Source organism: Hyunsoonleella rubra, from assembly GCF_042684665.1.
Lineage (GTDB): Bacteria > Bacteroidota > Bacteroidia > Flavobacteriales > Flavobacteriaceae > Jejuia > Jejuia rubra.
Genome location: NZ_JBHULY010000025.1, coordinates 41,216 through 58,036, shown reverse-complemented (window position 1 = coordinate 58,036; position 16,821 = coordinate 41,216). Strand labels below are relative to the sequence as shown.

Here is a 16,821-nt window from a genome sequence, read left to right as displayed (position 1 = left end):
TTAAAATACAACGGACTTAAAAAAATGTTAGGAATTACCCATATTTCTCGCCAAACTTGTCCTTAACTTTTTGCAGTGTTTTTTTGATGTCCTGCTCCTTGGCTTTGGGATAAATAAGCAATACGTCTTCTTTATCGACAATAATGTAGTCGCTGATGCCGTCCACAACCACTATTTTTTTCTTTTCCGTTCGAATCATATTTCCGGAGGCCTCTTCGGCCAAAACCTTGGCATTAACTAATGCATTATCGGATTCACTTTTATCCAATTTATCGTAAAGGCTACCCCAAGTACCGAGATCGTTCCAGTCAAATTCAGCGGCAATCACAAATACATTTTTTGATTTTTCCATGATGGCGTAATCCACAGAAACGTTTTCCGCCTTTGGGTAATTTTCAGCAATAAAATCCTTTTCGGCATCGGTATTGTATGCCGTTATCCCATTTTCAAACAATTCGAATAAATTGGGTTGATTATTTTTAAAAGCATTCACCACACTCTTCACGCTCCACATGAAGATACCAGCATTCCAAAGAAAATTACCTTGTGCAATAAATTCCTTGGCGGTGTTGTAATCTGGTTTTTCCCTAAACTGATTTACGGGTTTTATCTCTGTGGAAGACGATTTATCATATTCGATATAGCCATAGCCCGTGTTTGGAAAAGTTGGTTGAATGCCTAAAGTCATCAACGCATCGTTTTCCGAGCAGAACTCAAAAGCCTGTGTTACATTTTTGGCAAAGGCTTTCTCATCTTCAATCCAATGGTCGCTCGGTGCCACTATCATTACCGCATTTGGATTTTCCTTTTGGATTTTCAACGAGGCATATAAAATACAAGGTGCCGTATTGCGCATCGCTGGTTCCAACACAACTTGGCCCGGGTTTAATATAGGTAGCTGTTCCAAAACCAAATCGTTGTAACGTTCATTGGTCAATATCAGAATATTTTCCTTTGGGATAAAACTTGCCAACCTGTAAAACGTTTTTTGTAACAAAGTATCCCCAGTCCCCAACATATCGTGAAATTGTTTTGGGAAATCCTGGGTGCTTACAGGCCAAAAACGTGAGCCTACACCTCCGGCCATTAATATGGCATAATAATTTTTATTCATTTTTTCTAATTTATCAGTTCGACTTCTGCGTTTGGATTAAACAGATATATTTTGCCCGTTTTGATCTCAACACATTCAAAACGCTTTGTACGTTTCTTTCCCATTTGAAATACTTTGCCGTTATATAATTTAAATGTGCTGCCAGCAGGTAATTCAAAAATATAAGTTTTATCATTAGGTGCATCAAATTGTTTCAATGCTAACGATAACTTAACATCGGTATCGCTACTCGCTTTTGGGTTTTTGAAGTGGTTTGCCAAAAGTGGCAACAAATCATTTGGGAACACTTCCGGATTTAAAAATGGGAGCATTAAGTACTGAAAAGTAAGTTTCCATTCCCTGCCGTGGGGCTTAATGAATCTACCATGTTTTTTATATGCCTCAAAATGGGCAATCTCATGGATTAATGTGATTAAAAAACGGTAAGGATTTAAATTGGAATTGATGGTAATTTGATGCTTCCCGTTTAGCAACGGCCTGTAATCGCCATGTTTAGTTTTACGTTCATTCTTAATTTTGACCAGAAGATTATCATGTTCCAAAAGCCTGACAACTTCAGGTTGGGCTTTATTTGGGATATAGCTTTCCAGAGCGGTTTGCATCAGTACAAAAATAGCCAATTTCATCGATTTTCAAGGCTGAATTAGGTTATCTTTTTAGTAGGATTATTCATAAAAAATATAGAAATTGCTATCTTTAAATTCTTAATTATGCCCAGGAAGTTTTGCTCCATATTTTTTGTTTCAGCACTTACCCTAATATTTAAAACCACTGCATATGCACAACCGCAAAAAGGAAGATTTATAAATGCCTCCATTGGAATAGGTATCACTTTTCCTTATGATGATTTTGATATTTCCGGATCAGGTTTTTATGCCCAAGCTGAATACGTAATGGGCATAAAAACCTGGTTTGGCGTTCGCCCGTATGCAGGGTTTATATTAACATCTCCTGCGGATTCGGACAATCCCAATTTAGCCGATTTTAAAGTATCATCAAAGGCCTTTATGTTTGGTGGCAAGGTAAGAGTTGTGGCACCTATTCCTTGGGTAGCTCCTTTTATTGAAATTGGAGTTGGTGCATCTATTGGAGCTTTTGAAACCTTTACACCTTTAACCAATATTGATGAAAGTGGGGCTTTTATTCATATCCCCTATTCGCTGGGGTTGGCTTTAGGCCCTAAACATAATGTTGAACTCGCTGTAACCTATTACGAACACCCTTCCTTAGAACAGGTGAATGGAGGTGTTGGCATAACGCTATCCTTTCCTCTAAGAAATTAAAAGAATGGATTGATAAATTAAATCATCCCCAAAAGCTTATCCATACTATCGAAAGTTTGTGTAGCCAAGGCTTTAAGTTCATTTTTATAATCATGTTCGGTATAGCCAAACACATCAAAGCCACCAGCCTTTGCCGCCTTTACCCCTGAAACACTGTCCTCAACCACTAAACATTCCTCAGGCTGAAAACCCATAGTTTCTGCCGCCCATAAAAAAATATCGGGCTCTGGCTTCCATTTTTGGATGTCGTAACAGCTAAATATCTTGCCATCGAAATAAGGCAACAGACCCGTGATTTCCATATTTAAACGTATTTTGTTGGCGGGGCCGCTGGATGCGGTACAAAATGGTATTTCTAGGTTTTCAACCACTTCCTTAATCCCTTCAATGGGTTTAATATCCTTGCGGAATGCCTCGAATGTGTTGATACGATAATCGGGTTCAAAATTAACGGGAAGCGGTTTTCCAATACGCTCAGAAATCAACGCCATACAGGAGTTTAGCGATTTCCCTTTTAAATCAATCAAAGAGGTTTCAAAGTCCATTTTTGCTCCCAAATCATTCGCCATATCCACCAAAACGCCGATGGCGATGGATTCGCTATCAATTAAAATACCGTCGCAATCAAAAATGATGCATTTGTATTTGCTCATAAATTATGGTGTAGAATTAGATACCTGAAGTAATTTTCCGTTGTAGTATTTGTTGCCGTTCAAAGAAAAACCGAAGATGTATTCTGCCATTTCTGGTGCTGTGATTGGGGCTTGATATCCCGGGAAAGCTTCTTCCAGCATTTCGGTTTGTACAGCACCCAAAGCCAATACGTTGAATGAGATACCAAAATCTTTATATTCCTCAGCCAATAATTCCGTTAAGGTGATAACTGCGGCTTTGCTGGAGCTGTAGGCCGCCAAACCAGGGAATTTCATACTCCCTTGAACCCCACCCATGGAACTTATAGTTACTACATGACTTCCACCTTTCATAAATGGCAAAACGACTCTTGTTAATTCGGAAACTCCATAAACATTAGTTTTATATACGGTTTCGAAATCAGAAATCGTAGTTTCTGAAAAAGGTTTGTTTAAAAGTGCTCCCGCATTATTGATGAGCACATCTACCTGACCCCATTCCTTTTCAATAAAGGCTTTTACATTTTGATAGGCTTTGGAATCATTCAAGTCAAAAGAAAAACAAGATACATTTTCAAGATTTAAATCTTGAATAGGCTTTTCATTCCTCGAAAGTGCCAATACATTGTGCCCTGCTTTGGCAAACAATTGTACCAACTCAAAGCCAATGCCCCTGCTTGTTCCTGTAACTATGATATTTTTACTCATTCGTGATTTTAATTTCCTTTGTTGGTGTGTTACTCATGGTTTCAATGGCTAGAATGGTTTTATTTATCAAGTTTGCCATAAAGTTAAAATCTAATTTATCGACTTCATCATCCACGTGATGGTAATAATCAAAATTAGACATATCACACGAAGAAATTGTCTGACAAGGGACTTTAAATTCCAAATAAAATGGATAGTTATCCGACCTTTTAAACAATTGATATTTTACGGCAACATCAGACTTTCCAATTAAATTTGATCCCACATAAGTATTGATTTTTTCGGCCATATTGGACGTGTCATATCCCGTTAAAAACGCCTCATAATCCCTATCCTTAAAAGGCACTCCAATCATTTCAAAATTGACCATTGTATAAAGGTTTAGCTTATCTTCCTTCAAGCGTTTTGCCAAATGTTTTGAACCCAACAAGCCTTTTTCTTCGGCTGAAAACAACGCAAAAATGATACTTCGTTTGTTATTCTTTTTGTGAGTAAAATATTTTGCCATTGCTATCACTGCACTAGTTCCGGCGGCATTATCATTGGCACCATTGGCGATAGAATCTCCTTCAATGTCTTTTTGAAAACCAATATGGTCGTAATGTGCTCCTAAAATGATGACTTCATCCTTCAACGCTTTATCACTGCCTTCCAAATAGCCCACAACATTAAATGCGTTGAGGCTATCTACTTTGAAGTTGTCACGATAGCTCTCAAAGTATGGCTTCACACCATAAGCTTTAAATCGTGTTTCAATATAAGTAGCTGATTTATCGATGCCATCGGTACCTGTGTTTCTTCCTTTTAAATTATCTGAGGCCAAATAACCAACTATTTCTTGAATTTCTTCTGAGGTAATTATAATTGGTTCAGTTTTAACTTCACCTTTACAACAGTACATCAAAGCAAAGGGGATCAAATAAAATATTTTTTTCATTTTATGGTTTTAAAAATTTAAAGATAAAAAAAACCTGTTTCAGCGAATGCATGAAACAGGTTTAAATTGGGGACTTGACTATTAACCTAACTCAGGGCCACGAATATCAAGCTTATCATGACGCCGTAGAAAAGGGTCATAAAGATTTCCAGCTTATATTTTTTTAGTTTTGACAGCATAGCCATTTCCGATTCTTGTCTTTTAACTATTAAAACCTACGTGATTTGCCCCTTTACAAAAGAATTTAATTTTTGACTAGCTTTTTTAAGACGCTTCCCTTGTCCGTTTGTATATTCACAAAGTACATACCTGACATTATATCCCTAATGCTATAATCCTCTAAATTACTTTTGAATGTTTTTATTTGTTTTCCAGAAATATCCATTAACAACACAGCATCAACTTTCAAATTTGAACGTATTGAAAATGTATCATTAGCCGGGTTTGGAAAAAGTACAATTTGATTATCTAATTCAAAGGTGTCTGAAGATAATGTAGGGTCGATATATTTCCACAGCTCCCTTCCAGAGACCCCATCGTCTGCCGAAAACACTAGCTTGTTGCCGTCCATTACTACCAATTCACTTGGATCTGAAGAACCTGCCGTATTGATATCTGCGGTCATCAAGGTACTAAAAGCTGTCCCGGAAGTTTCCCAAAGTTCTATGCCGTTTATCCCATCGGTAGCGCTAAAATATAACTTACCGTTATACACTTTTAAATATTCGGGATTAGAACTTGACGCCCCAGAGGCAATGTTGGAAGCTAAAATAACGTTTCCAGAAGTGGTCATATAAAATAATTCCGTACCCAACGATGGGTGCAATGCTGAAAAATATAGCCTATTGTTATAAATTGTGAAATTTTTAGGGTTACTTCCTTGAATTCCAGAGTATAAATCAAATACCAATTGTGTTCCTGCATTTGTCCCATCTGATTCCCATAATTCAGTACCATTGATGCCGTCATCCGCTGAAAAATAAATTTTATTATTGAACACAATTTTTTCTCCAGGATTACTACTTCCAGCATTGATATTTATATCCTTTACTATAACAACTTGGTTGCCACCATTGTAATCCAGTTCGAATAATTCATTTCCAACATTGCCATCCTCTGCAGAAAAATAAATCTTGTCATTTAAATTAATAAAATGATTTGGGTTGCTGTCTCCCATCGGGTTTGTATTAATATCAGCAACTAGCGTTCCATTAGAGCCATCATTCCATTGGTAAAGTTCCTTTCCAGATCCTGATTGATTGTTCCCTGAAAAGTAAATAATGTTATTGGCTGTTTCAAAATAAAGATTTTCGGGTTCGCCATTCAATGCCCCAGTTCCAACATCTGTTATACTAAAACTGGCGGTATTAACTATTTCTGTACCATAATCAATAGAAGTTAATGTATGGCAAGATGCGAATACACCATTTGTACCATTGGAAACTAGTTCGGTAGGGTTGCTACCTGTGCTTCCTGCATAAAGATCAAAATAAAGCGTTGCTCCAACACCGTTAGTGTACCATATTTCCCTTCCTGTAGTGCCGTCATCTGCAGTAAAATATAACCTGAAGTTTCCTGCTTTAGTCAGCGTTTTCGGAAAACTTCCTGTTCCCGTGTTGGGATTTATATCAGCCAAAATTGTTGTTTGCGCCGATGTGGCATCATTAGATTTCCACATTTCATTACCTTGGGCAGTTGTGGTTGCCGTAAAGTACAGCGTATCATCAAATCCGTTGTTGAATATGGTTAAGTTTTCAGGGTTACTTGAAGCTGACCCAGAGTTGATGTCCTTAACTTGGCTTACTTGAGCGTAGTTAAGCAAGTAAGTGAAACTTAATAAAATAAGTAGTTTTGTTTTCATGATAAATTTGGTTTAAGATTTAAGCCAAAAATCATGAAAATTCTATCCAAAAAACACCAACATTATTTACTGTAAAAGGGCGTTATACAGTCGTTACAACATAATATATAAGTGCAATTTACTGTTGATTGTCCAATACCTGAAGTATATGGGCACGTTTTCTGTGGGACACTGGGATACGGCAATTGGTTTCCATTAGTAAAGTACCACCATTGGTTTTATCAAAGCGAACGATTTTATGGCGATTAATAAGATGCGAATGGTGAGGCCTTATAAAACCATAAGGCTCCAACAATTTTTCGTATTCCTTTAGGGATTTTGAAATCAGTATTTTTTGTGAATCGCTTAAATGAAACTGCGTGTACTGTCCGTCGGATTCGCACCGAACGATGTCGCTTACCTTTACGAAATAGATGGAATTGATATCTTTGAGCACAATTTTCTTATCGTTAGCCCTTATAGCGTTTAAACTTTGTTTTAAAATTTGCAATTGTTCTGCTAAATTCTCGTTCCCAATTTGTTTTTTGGCCTTGTCCAAAGCGTGCATCAAATTATCAGTATCAATAGGTTTCAATAAAAATTCGATGGCACTAAACTTAAATGCATCAATGGCGTATTTGTTATGCGCTGTAATAAAAACGAGCTGAAAATCGATAACATCGAGTGATGATAACAAATCCATTCCTGTACCGTCCTCCAGTTCTACATCCAACAATACCAAATCCGGTTGTTCTTTCTTAATAGCTTCCAATCCAGATTGCACACCATAAGTATCGCCTATTTCGGAAACATAGGGACAAAACGCTGTAATCATTTTTTTTAGCCCTTCCCTGATGTTTAATTCGTCATCAACAATTAAAACTTTCATATTTGATATAATTTTGGTAACTCAATTTCTATTTCAAACCCATCAACCTTTTGACTTACAATATATTTAGCATTGGATTTATGCTGTACATTGAACAAATAAAGCCTGTCTTTTATAATCTGCATTGCTCTAGATTTGTACTCTTTTTCTATTGGTTTTGTTTCAAACCCCTTTCCGTTATCACGTACCGTAATTTGAATGACATTTTGAAGGTCTTTAAAACCAACGTTAAGCATACCTTTAAAGTTAATATTCTTAAACCCATGTTCTATGGCATTTTCAACAAAAGGTTGCAGTATCATTGATGGCATATAAAGTTCATCGATTTCTAAAGTATCATCAATTGAAAATTTAAAATCGAATTTGTCGGGATAGCGCAATTTCTGTATTTCCAAATAGTGTTTAAGAAAATCAATTTCATCCTCCAATGGAATAAGGTCTTCATAGGTGTTTTCCAAAGATTGTCGCATTATTTTTGCGAAACGGGAAACAAATAGTGATGTATTTGGGCTATTTTCCTCCAAGGATAAATTTTGTAAGGATGCCATGGCGTTGAAGAAAAAATGCGGATCCATTCTGGCTTTGTTCAACCGTTGCTCCGTAAGCATAATCTTATGTTTATTTTTTAATGCTCGTTGCCTAAACAGCAAAATAAACGTTAGCAAGGTGAGTAGACTTCCCAAAATCAAAAACAAATAAAACTGCTTTGTTTTTTCAAGCTGAACAATCTTGTTTTCATTGGCTACCTTGTTATATTTCTGCTCCATATCATTCACCTTTTCAAGTGTTTTGATATTTAAGACACTGTCTTTTAGCGAGGCGTATTTTTTGTAATAATGAAGTGCTTTGTCCCTTTTTCCTATGCCTTCGTAAATTGCAGAAACTTCATGGTAAAAATACATTTTACCTCCTCCACTGGATTTATCATATTTTAATGCTGAATCAAGGTTTTTATTAACTTCCTCAACTTGCTCCATTTCTAATAAATCCCAAGATTTATAGATGTATAATGGTCCTAAATTTACATTGCCTTTAATGGTTTTGGCATAATATATCGAAGAATCAATATAAGTTACAGCATTGCTAAAATTTTTCTTGTGGTACGCACAGCCCTCCAATACCTTGTAGGTTTCTGATAGTTCCGCATTCATATCATATTTAAGTGCAATTGTTTTAGATTTATTGATAAATAGTAATGCGGAATCAATTAAGGTTTCCCGTTCGGTTAACGTATATTTTGTTTCGTATTCTTGGGCAAGCCACCTCAAATAGGGCGCGGTTTCTTTTGAGGGTTTTAAGACTTCTATTAACTTTTGTGCTCTTTTTATGTAGCTCCAATTTTTATCGTCTTCGTTTAATCTTGTAAACACGAATACAATATGCTGAATAGCATCAATTTCTTTCTTGGGGTCTTTTAAGCGCTCAGCACTTTCCAAAGTTTTAAAAGCAAAGTTCGAAAGGTTTTCTAAATCGTTAATCGCTCTATAGTATATAGACTTATTGTTAAGTAATTGATATTGAAATTGTCCCTTGCAACTAAATGTATTCAAAAGCTGTTCTTGTCGATTTATAATGCTTAACGCTTTGTCAAAATCATTGTTATTTAAATAAAAGTGAAAGAGAATTGATTCTCCTTTAAATTTACAACTTTCGGTTTCCGAACTCAGATATGCGTTTGTTGCATGAACAACAGATATGGAGTCCATCGAATAATAATTGATTTCTGGGTAAGGCATGTCACACCTACAGCGTTCTTGAGTATGAAGCGAAATTGACCAAAAGATAATATACAAAAGCATTGCAACTCTTAAGAAAAGCTGAAATCCTACTTTAAATCTAAAATTATCTAACAACAAAACACTAATGAAAACCTGAATGGTTATTAAAACTAAATTAAGCAATAATTTGAAAGTTCAGTCTTTGAATGAGCAATACAAATTGCAAAAGTTATGTTCATTAAATAAGTGTCATTAATTTTCAAACAAGTGTTATCATTGAATACGTATTTGAATAAAAAAACCTGCCTCTAAAAATATATAGAAACAGGTTTAAAATTGGGGACTTGACTATTAACCTAACTCAGGGCCAAGAATATCAAGCTTATCATGACGCCGTAGAAAAGGGTCATAAAGATTTCCAACTTGTATTTTTTTAGTTTTGAAAACATGCTTAACCGTTTTCGTTTACATCCAAAATATTGATGGTTAGCGTTGCTTCGGTCGTATCGGTTCCATCCGTTACCGAGATTGTAACCATTATCGAGGTGTTTTGCTCATAATCAAAAGCACTAGCATTCATAATATACAATTCTCCATTTACTGAGTTTATAGATACACTATTGGCGGGAGTTTGAGAGATAATGGCGTAGGTTAAAGTATCCTCATCAGCATCGGTCGCCGTAACGGTCGTTAACAAGTCGGATGTTGGATTTTCATCCATATTCATAGTTCTGTCCTCTAAAACCGGAGGATTATTTGTTGGGCTATCATCGCTATCACAGGCTAATATCAAAGCCAAAACAGCGACAAAGCCTAAAGTTTTCATTAATTTCATAATTAAAAGATTTGGGGTTATTAATCTGTTTCAGTAAAATTAGATATTATCCTATTTTATTGAACCGCCCTTAGTGGGTAGTATTATTTTTTGATAAGCTTTTTGGTTACTTCTCCTTTTTCAGTTTGAATCTTTACGAAATAAATTCCAGATACAAGGTTTTCGATTCTATAGTCTCTTTTTATTCTATCATAACGTAATACCTCTTTTCCTGAAAGATCATGTATTGCTATTTGTTTTATATTTTCGTTTGAATTAATCGAAAAACTATTTCGTGCTGGGTTGGGATATAAAGCTACGATATCTTCATCAAACTCATTTGTACTTAAAGAACCGCAAATGGTTTGCCCACCGTCTGTGATCGTCCAGCCATCGCTATTTATCATATTTAAACGTTGCGTGGCAGAATTACAATATAAGCTGTTTCCTCCATGAAATACAACATTGGGTTGCAGGTTTAGGGCATCCCATGCTATCAGTGTATCATCATAATTTTCTGTTGACAAAGTTACATTTAAGAACATGTTTGTCATGTTGGTAACACTACTCACATCCCAAGTATTTAAAGGCTGGTTAAAAGCGGTAGCATCTGAAAACATACTTGACATATCGGTTACATTATTTACAACCCATGTAGTTAAAGGCTGATTGAATGATGTAGCTCCATCAAACATTCTTGACATATCGGTTACATTGCTAACAATCCAACCGCCCAAACGTCTGTTAAATGAAATTGCATCTGTAAACATTCGATTCATATTTGTAACTGAACTAACATCCCAATTATTTAAAGGTTGATTAAAACTTTGGGCATTAATAAACATAAAAGCCATATCGGTAACATTTCCAACATTCCAACTGTCAATGGGTTGATTAAACGATTGCGCAGCTTCAAACATACCTCGCATGTTCGTTACACTGCTTACATCCCAATTATTCAAGGGCTGGTTAAATGAGCTTGCTGAACCAAATGAATTCCACATATTAGTAACACTACTAACATCCCAACTGTTTAGAGGTTGATTAAAAGCGATAGCAAAATAAAACGTCCCAAACATACTAGTGACGTTGCCAACATCCCAGTTGTCCAAAGGCTGATTGAATGCTGAACAGGCATTAAACATGTAAGTCATATCAATAACATTGCTAACGTCCCAATTATTAAGTGGTTGGTTAAAAAAGGATGCTCCACTAAACGTATTTGACATACTTGTTACATTACTTACATCCCATGAATTTAATGGCTGGTTGTATGTTGAATCAAAGAACATAGCGGCAATACTTGTAATATTACTAACATCCCAATGGTCTATAGATTGATTAAAGGAAGTACAACTACGAAACATAGAAGATAAATCATTTACATTTGATAAATCTGGAGCATCACTGGCATTAATAACCAGATTAGCACAACCGAAAAAGGCTCTATTAAATGAAGTCCAAGCAATGTCTCCCCATTGCTCAATGGACAATATTTGATTTTTACTCCCTCCATTATTAAAATAGATTCTGGGAAAATCTCCTCTAATTGCAATAGTATGAACACCTGAATTAGGATAATTATGAGTAATGTTTCCGGTAACTCCTAAATCATCAAAAGTACCATCGTTTTCCCAATCAATATCGTAGTTGTATCCTGTTCCTATCGTTGGTATCGTTATAGATTCATTTGGAGTAGTAGTTTGCCATGTTGTCACAAAATGATTCTGTGATATTGAAAAAATTGGAACAATGGCAATCAAATAAAGTAAAAGTCTTTTCATCATAAATAGGTTTAAAAGTTTGATGTAAAAGTAGATTCACCCCTTTTAAACTGTACTACCCCTTTGGGTGGATTTTAAAAATGAAAAGTCTTTAACTAAATAAGATTCTCCTTATTCGCCTTTTTTATGGCTTCAATATTGCTGTTTACCTGAAGCTTGATGTAGATATTTTTAAGGTGAAATTTTATGGTGTTTTTGCTAATAAAGAGCGCCTCTGCTATACTGTCATAACTATTACCTTCTGCCAAAAAAGACAAAACTTCTTTTTCACGTTTTGATAATTCTATTTTACTAGGTTCTTTTTGAAAAGAGCTTACCACCATCTTCGCAATCTTTATACTCATAGGAGCACCGCCAGCGATTGATTCGTTGAGCGCATCTATTAATTCTTCCGGATCGATATTTTTGGTTAAATACCCCGTTGCACCTGCACATAAAGCATCAAAAACAATCTCTGAGTTTTCAAAAACAGTAACCATTATAATATTGGCCTTTGGCAATTGTTGTTTAATAAGCTTTGTACCCTCAACACCATTCATTCCAGGCAGTTCTATGTCCATCAAAAAAATATCGGCAGTATCATATTCTAGTCGTTCAATAGCTTCTTCGCAACTATTGTAACAATTAGTCAATTCGAAATTTTTAGTAGCTTTTATAACCTCGGCAAACCCTTCCTGTAAAGGCAAATTATCTTCTATTATTACAACCTTATGCTTCATTTAAATGATATCTTCTTTTAAATTACCTTTTAAAATAACCGCAGTACCTTCACCAATATTAGAATTAATGAGAAGTTCACAACCTATTTTAATGCCTCTTGTTTTCATATGCGATAATCCATTTAGAGATTGTAAATCACTTTCTAAAATTCCTATCCCATCATCTTCACACCTAATTGAAAGTTGATAACCTTGATACCCAAATGAAAGTTTAACCGTATGGCAATTTGAATGTTTCATCGCGTTGGTTAGGGCTTCTTTAAAAATAAAGACAATCTGTTTACTCCAATAATAGGGCAGTTTTACATTAGTTGAAATATGTTTTTCAACAGTAAATTTAATTTCTGTCTTATTAAATATATCGCCACCAAAATCTGACAAATAAGTAACTACTTCCTCTAGGTAATCACTGTTTGATTTGAGCGAAAAAATAAAATCTCTGGTGCCTTTGTACAAACCATTGGCATCTTCATTTATCTGTTTTATTTTCGATTTTATGTTTGGGCTTTTTATGGACACTTCGCCACTAATCAAACTTGACAGCAACGAAATTCTGGCAAGTTTATTTCCTAAATCGTCATGAAAATCCTGTGCAATCTCACCCCTCACATCAGATAATTCTTTTTCCAACCTTTCCTGCTCCTCTATGGCGCGTTTCAATATTTTGTTCTTTTTTCTTGTTCGCTTTAATTGGATGACGCTTCCCGCTAAAAGAATAGACACAATGATCAACAAAGTAATGACCAACAACACATTAAGTCTTTTTATTTTGGCATCTTTTAGTTCTGTTTTATACTTTGTCTCAAGTTCATTTATTACTTGGGTCCGTTCAGTATTAAAAATGCTATCTTTTATCCTAGAGTGAATCTGATAACTGGAAAGAGCCTTATCTAATCTCCCAGCTTGTTCATATAAATCAGTAGCGTCTAAATGATGCATCATAAAACCTGCAATATCATCTTTTGTATCGTAAGCAAAGGACGTGTCCATCCATTTTACAGCCAGTTCTTTTTCTCCCCAATCTAAATGATCCCATGCTTTTGAAATATATAATCCACTCAAGTTTTTTTTGCCCTTTATTTTCTTGGCATAAAAAATAGCAGAATCAATATATTTTAGGGCATTTTTTGCATTTCCTTTGTGATACGAGTATGCCTCCAAGGCACGATACGAGAGTGCCAACTCATCAAATATATTATACTTTTTAGCTCCTTTTTTTGAATGATTTGCAAAAATAAACAATGAATCGAGCAATGGTTTTCTTTTGGTTCTTGTATATTTTGTTTCATATTCAAAAGCCAGCCACCGAAAGTTCTTTACAGATCGTATTGGATTTGATTGTTTAAAGATTAATTTTTCAGCACGTTTTATGTACTGCCAATTTTTATCGTCCTCATCCATCCTAGTAAAAAGATAAACGATCTGTTTTATTGCCTCAATTTCTTTATTAGAATCTTTGAGATATTCAGCTTCTTTTAAAGCTTTAAAGGCAAATTCTGATAATTTTTCGTAGTTATTATGTAACTTGAAATACTTTGCTTTATTTATGTAAATATTGAATTTTAGGTCACTTTCGCAATTGATACGCCCTAAATAGTCTTCAAGTTCATTTAAAACTGCAAAAGCCTTTTCCTCATTTAATTGAGTAATGAAATAGTTGAACTCAATTTCTAAGGCTTTGAATTTACATACCTCTAGCTTTGTTTTTTTTAGTTCAGCAGATAGCTCAAAAACCTCCAATGAATCCCTAGTGTTTAGTAATTCTATTTTCTCTAAATAACTTCCAATACTGCAATTACAATTGATCTGCCCAAAAGAACACATAGTTATTAAAAAGGCGAAAACTATTGTATTTATTGCCCTAAAATCCATTTTAAACTTATTGCAAATTCAATATTCTAAATGTACAAAAAGCAAACAAAGCAAGCAACTACCCGATTGGGTAGTGTCATTTTGAGTTTGATGCAAAAAAAACCTGTTTCCGCCTCGATAGCTTTCGGGAGAAACAGGTTTTATATTGGGGATTTAACTATTAATCTAACTTAAAGCAGTCATAATTTCTAGTTTATTATTGCTAAAAAATCTCGTTATTAATGCTTAATAATTTTTTTTGAAACTACGCCTCTGTCGGTAACAATCTCAGCAAAATATAATCCAGATTTTAAATTAGCGATTCCATAGACACTCTGCTTATACCCAAATACCTTCACCTCCTTACCTTGTATATTATAAATTACAATGGATTTGATTTGAGACTCGTTATCTATTTTAAAATTTTCAGAAACTGGATTTGGATATATAGTTAAATCCTTATTTAATTCTTGATGCTGTACAGATAGTGTTGGATCGGTATATTCAAACAACTCTCGCCCTGACGTGCCGTTATTAGCCACAAAAAGTAGTTTATTGTTGAATACTGTAAGTTGTTCTGGGTCTCCTTGAGGCCCAAAACTGGGATTTATATCTGCAACCATGATGGTTCCTGCCGATGTTCCGTTGGTTACCCATAGCTCAGCTCCAGTGAAGTCTTCAGACGCATTAAAATACAATTTTCCATTATACTCGGTAAACTCTTTTGGAGAGCTACTGTTACTTCCAGGATTAATATTTTTTGTCATTACTGTAGATACCGCAGTACCTGAGGTTTCCCATAGTTCAGTACCGCTAGTCCCATCGGTAGCGGAGAAGTATAATTTTCCATTAAAGACTTTAAGACATGAAGGTAGACTACTCGCTGAACCAGGGTTTATATTGGCGGCATTAACGATAGATCCTGAAGTATTAACATAGAACAACTCTGTACCCAATGTGGCATGTGATGCTTTAAAATACAATCTGTTGTTGTAAATCGTGAAGAAACCTGGAGAACTTCCAATGGGTCCTGAATATAAATCTTGCACCAATTGTGTACCTGCATTTGTGCCATCGCTCACCCAAAGTTCCCTACCGTTTACACCATCCTCAGCAGTAAAATAAATTAAGTTATTGTAAACAATATAATCCCTTGGAAAAGCATCTCCCGAACTATTAATACGTTTTACCATTTGTGTACCTGCACCTGTACCATCGGTAACATAAAATTGCACCCCATTTGCTCCACCTACCGTAGATGCACCTGAAAAATATAGGTTGCCATTATATTCGGTATAAAATTCGGCGTTTGAGGAGGTATTGGTCACAGGGCTTACATCTGCCAATAATTGTGTACCAAAAACTGTTCCATCACTAATCATAGGCTCCCTTGCTACTGGCAATGGCTGAAAGGCAGTAAAAACCATTTGGCCATTGTATTCCACAAACGCATTTGGTGTGGCATCCCCACTCCCTGAATTGATATCCAAAAACAGGCTAAAGCTTGTGCCATCACCACGCCAAAGTTCTTTCCCGTTATTACCATCATCCGCGGACAAATACAAGTTACCTTGAAAGGGGAATAAACCCGTAGGAGACGACCCTGCTCCTGCTGTGGTATTAATGTCAAACAATGTGGTATTCGTGCCGTTGTATTGCCAAAGTTCCCTACCATTCGTGCCATCATTAGCCGTAAAGTAGAGTGATTTTTTAAATACAGTGAGCTTCAGCGGAGAGGCATCTCCGGTAGGGTTAATATCATCAACCAAACTTACTTGACCTATGGCAGAAAAGCCAAATAACAAACAACATAAAAGTAGTCTTATTCTCATAATTAATAGATTTAAGGTTATGAGACAAAACTATTTCACCCAAAACTGACTTGTAACACCAAAAAGGGTAGTTTTTCTAAATTAAATTTTCGCGATTGGCTTTTTGAACTGCTTTTACGTTTGAATTGACTTGAAGTTTCCCATAAATATTCTTGATATGGAATTTGATGGTATTTTTACTTAAGAAAAGTTTATCGGCTATCACATCATAACTATTGCCATCTGAAAGTAAGGTGAGTACCTCTTTTTCTCGGGTGGATAATTCAATTTCACTTGGTTTTCGTTTGAAGGAACTTACCACCATTTTAGCGATTTTGATACTCATAGGAGCACCACCTGAAATAGTTTGATTAAGAGCTTCTATAAGTTGTTCTGGCATTAAACTTTTGGTTAAATAGCCAGTTGCACCAGCACATAAAGCATCAAAAACGGTTTCGGAATTCTCATGCACCGTTACTACCAAAACATCAATTTGCTCATTGATATCTTTTAGCCGTTTAGTGCCCTCAACCCCGTTCATCCCCGGCAGTTCAATATCCATTAGATAAACATCTGCACTATCTTTTTTTACATTTTTGATGGCATCTTCACAGTTATCATAAACACTAATAACTTTAAACGTTTCGGTGCTGTTAATCACTTGGGCAAACCCATCCCGCAGTGGGATATTATCTTCAATAATAACAACTTTGTGTTTCAT

At 35.5% G+C, this 16,821-nt stretch carries 15 protein-coding genes; 1 reads left to right on the top strand and 14 read right to left on the bottom strand.

Annotated features, from left to right (window positions below):
* Window positions 1-34: 34 nt before the first annotated feature.
* Both ACFSR8_RS10980 and ACFSR8_RS10975 read right to left on the bottom strand, forming a co-directional pair.
* Complete coding sequence (locus tag ACFSR8_RS10980) at window positions 35-1,114, bottom strand: mannose-1-phosphate guanylyltransferase (RefSeq protein ID WP_380291960.1); 1,080 nt, start codon at window positions 1,112-1,114, stop codon at window positions 35-37.
* Window positions 1,115-1,119: 5 nt separating this feature from the next.
* On the bottom strand, window positions 1,120-1,716 hold the full coding sequence (locus tag ACFSR8_RS10975) for a SprT-like domain-containing protein (protein WP_380292144.1): 597 nt from the start codon (window positions 1,714-1,716) through the stop codon (window positions 1,120-1,122).
* A 108-nt stretch (window positions 1,717-1,824) separates the two neighbouring features.
* On the opposite strand from ACFSR8_RS10975, the gene ACFSR8_RS10970 reads away from it, so the two are divergent.
* The gene (locus tag ACFSR8_RS10970; protein WP_380291958.1) at window positions 1,825-2,397 is read left to right on the top strand and encodes a hypothetical protein; all 573 of its coding nucleotides are present in this window, start codon (window positions 1,825-1,827) and stop codon (window positions 2,395-2,397) included.
* A 17-nt stretch (window positions 2,398-2,414) separates the two neighbouring features.
* On the opposite strand, the gene ACFSR8_RS10965 is transcribed toward ACFSR8_RS10970, so the two are convergent.
* The 12 genes from ACFSR8_RS10965 to ACFSR8_RS10910 form a co-directional block, all read right to left on the bottom strand.
* Window positions 2,415-3,050, bottom strand: a complete 636-nt coding sequence (locus ACFSR8_RS10965; protein WP_380291957.1) for an HAD family hydrolase — start codon at window positions 3,048-3,050, stop codon at window positions 2,415-2,417.
* Window positions 3,051-3,053: 3 nt separating this feature from the next.
* Complete coding sequence (locus tag ACFSR8_RS10960; RefSeq protein ID WP_380291955.1) at window positions 3,054-3,737, bottom strand: SDR family NAD(P)-dependent oxidoreductase; 684 nt, start codon at window positions 3,735-3,737, stop codon at window positions 3,054-3,056.
* The gene (locus ACFSR8_RS10955; RefSeq protein WP_380291953.1) at window positions 3,730-4,674 is read right to left on the bottom strand and encodes a M28 family metallopeptidase; all 945 of its coding nucleotides are present in this window, start codon (window positions 4,672-4,674) and stop codon (window positions 3,730-3,732) included. The genes ACFSR8_RS10960 and ACFSR8_RS10955 overlap by 8 nt, the downstream gene beginning before the upstream one ends.
* Window positions 4,675-4,918: 244 nt before the next feature.
* Window positions 4,919-6,535: an ELWxxDGT repeat protein gene (locus ACFSR8_RS10950; protein ID WP_380291951.1), complete on the bottom strand. Its 1,617-nt coding sequence runs from the start codon at window positions 6,533-6,535 to the stop codon at window positions 4,919-4,921.
* Window positions 6,536-6,653: 118 nt separating this feature from the next.
* Entirely contained in the window at window positions 6,654-7,403 is a 750-nt protein-coding gene (locus tag ACFSR8_RS10945; RefSeq protein ID WP_380291949.1) for a LytR/AlgR family response regulator transcription factor, read from the bottom strand.
* Window positions 7,400-9,109 carry a sensor histidine kinase gene (locus ACFSR8_RS10940; RefSeq protein ID WP_380291947.1) on the bottom strand — a complete coding sequence of 570 codons (1,710 nt, stop codon included), beginning with the start codon at window positions 9,107-9,109 and terminating at the stop codon, window positions 7,400-7,402. The genes ACFSR8_RS10945 and ACFSR8_RS10940 overlap by 4 nt, the downstream gene beginning before the upstream one ends.
* A gap of 463 nt (window positions 9,110-9,572) precedes the next feature.
* Window positions 9,573-9,956 (bottom strand): cadherin repeat domain-containing protein, encoded by a 384-nt coding sequence (locus ACFSR8_RS10935; RefSeq protein WP_380291945.1) that lies wholly within the window; start codon window positions 9,954-9,956, stop codon window positions 9,573-9,575.
* Window positions 9,957-10,039: 83 nt separating this feature from the next.
* Complete coding sequence (locus ACFSR8_RS10930; protein WP_380291943.1) at window positions 10,040-11,722, bottom strand: BspA family leucine-rich repeat surface protein; 1,683 nt, start codon at window positions 11,720-11,722, stop codon at window positions 10,040-10,042.
* A 92-nt stretch (window positions 11,723-11,814) separates the two neighbouring features.
* Window positions 11,815-12,438, bottom strand: a complete 624-nt coding sequence (locus ACFSR8_RS10925) for a response regulator (protein WP_380291941.1) — start codon at window positions 12,436-12,438, stop codon at window positions 11,815-11,817.
* Window positions 12,439-14,262 carry a sensor histidine kinase gene (locus ACFSR8_RS10920; RefSeq protein ID WP_380291939.1) on the bottom strand — a complete coding sequence of 608 codons (1,824 nt, stop codon included), beginning with the start codon at window positions 14,260-14,262 and terminating at the stop codon, window positions 12,439-12,441.
* 266 nt (window positions 14,263-14,528) lie between these two features.
* Window positions 14,529-16,121: an ELWxxDGT repeat protein gene (locus tag ACFSR8_RS10915; RefSeq protein WP_380291937.1), complete on the bottom strand. Its 1,593-nt coding sequence runs from the start codon at window positions 16,119-16,121 to the stop codon at window positions 14,529-14,531.
* 76 nt (window positions 16,122-16,197) lie between these two features.
* Complete coding sequence (locus tag ACFSR8_RS10910) at window positions 16,198-16,821, bottom strand: response regulator (protein ID WP_380291935.1); 624 nt, start codon at window positions 16,819-16,821, stop codon at window positions 16,198-16,200.

What these genes read in the sequence shown, in the direction of transcription:
- ACFSR8_RS10980 (WP_380291960.1), bottom strand. Translation starts at nt 1,114, where the DNA reads ATGAATAAAAATTATTATGCCATATTAATGGCCGGAGGTGTAGGCTCA.
- ACFSR8_RS10975 (WP_380292144.1), bottom strand. Translation starts at nt 1,716, where the DNA reads ATGCAAACCGCTCTGGAAAGCTATATCCCAAATAAAGCCCAACCTGAA.
- ACFSR8_RS10970 (WP_380291958.1), top strand. Translation starts at nt 1,825, where the DNA reads ATGCCCAGGAAGTTTTGCTCCATATTTTTTGTTTCAGCACTTACCCTA.
- ACFSR8_RS10965 (WP_380291957.1), bottom strand. Translation starts at nt 3,050, where the DNA reads ATGAGCAAATACAAATGCATCATTTTTGATTGCGACGGTATTTTAATT.
- ACFSR8_RS10960 (WP_380291955.1), bottom strand. Translation starts at nt 3,737, where the DNA reads ATGAGTAAAAATATCATAGTTACAGGAACAAGCAGGGGCATTGGCTTT.
- ACFSR8_RS10955 (WP_380291953.1), bottom strand. Translation starts at nt 4,674, where the DNA reads ATGAAAAAAATATTTTATTTGATCCCCTTTGCTTTGATGTACTGTTGT.
- ACFSR8_RS10950 (WP_380291951.1), bottom strand. Translation starts at nt 6,535, where the DNA reads ATGAAAACAAAACTACTTATTTTATTAAGTTTCACTTACTTGCTTAAC.
- ACFSR8_RS10945 (WP_380291949.1), bottom strand. Translation starts at nt 7,403, where the DNA reads ATGAAAGTTTTAATTGTTGATGACGAATTAAACATCAGGGAAGGGCTA.
- ACFSR8_RS10940 (WP_380291947.1), bottom strand. Translation starts at nt 9,109, where the DNA reads ATGGACTCCATATCTGTTGTTCATGCAACAAACGCATATCTGAGTTCG.
- ACFSR8_RS10935 (WP_380291945.1), bottom strand. Translation starts at nt 9,956, where the DNA reads ATGAAATTAATGAAAACTTTAGGCTTTGTCGCTGTTTTGGCTTTGATA.
- ACFSR8_RS10930 (WP_380291943.1), bottom strand. Translation starts at nt 11,722, where the DNA reads ATGATGAAAAGACTTTTACTTTATTTGATTGCCATTGTTCCAATTTTT.
- ACFSR8_RS10925 (WP_380291941.1), bottom strand. Translation starts at nt 12,438, where the DNA reads ATGAAGCATAAGGTTGTAATAATAGAAGATAATTTGCCTTTACAGGAA.
- ACFSR8_RS10920 (WP_380291939.1), bottom strand. Translation starts at nt 14,262, where the DNA reads ATGTGTTCTTTTGGGCAGATCAATTGTAATTGCAGTATTGGAAGTTAT.
- ACFSR8_RS10915 (WP_380291937.1), bottom strand. Translation starts at nt 16,121, where the DNA reads ATGAGAATAAGACTACTTTTATGTTGTTTGTTATTTGGCTTTTCTGCC.
- ACFSR8_RS10910 (WP_380291935.1), bottom strand. Translation starts at nt 16,821, where the DNA reads ATGAAACACAAAGTTGTTATTATTGAAGATAATATCCCACTGCGGGAT.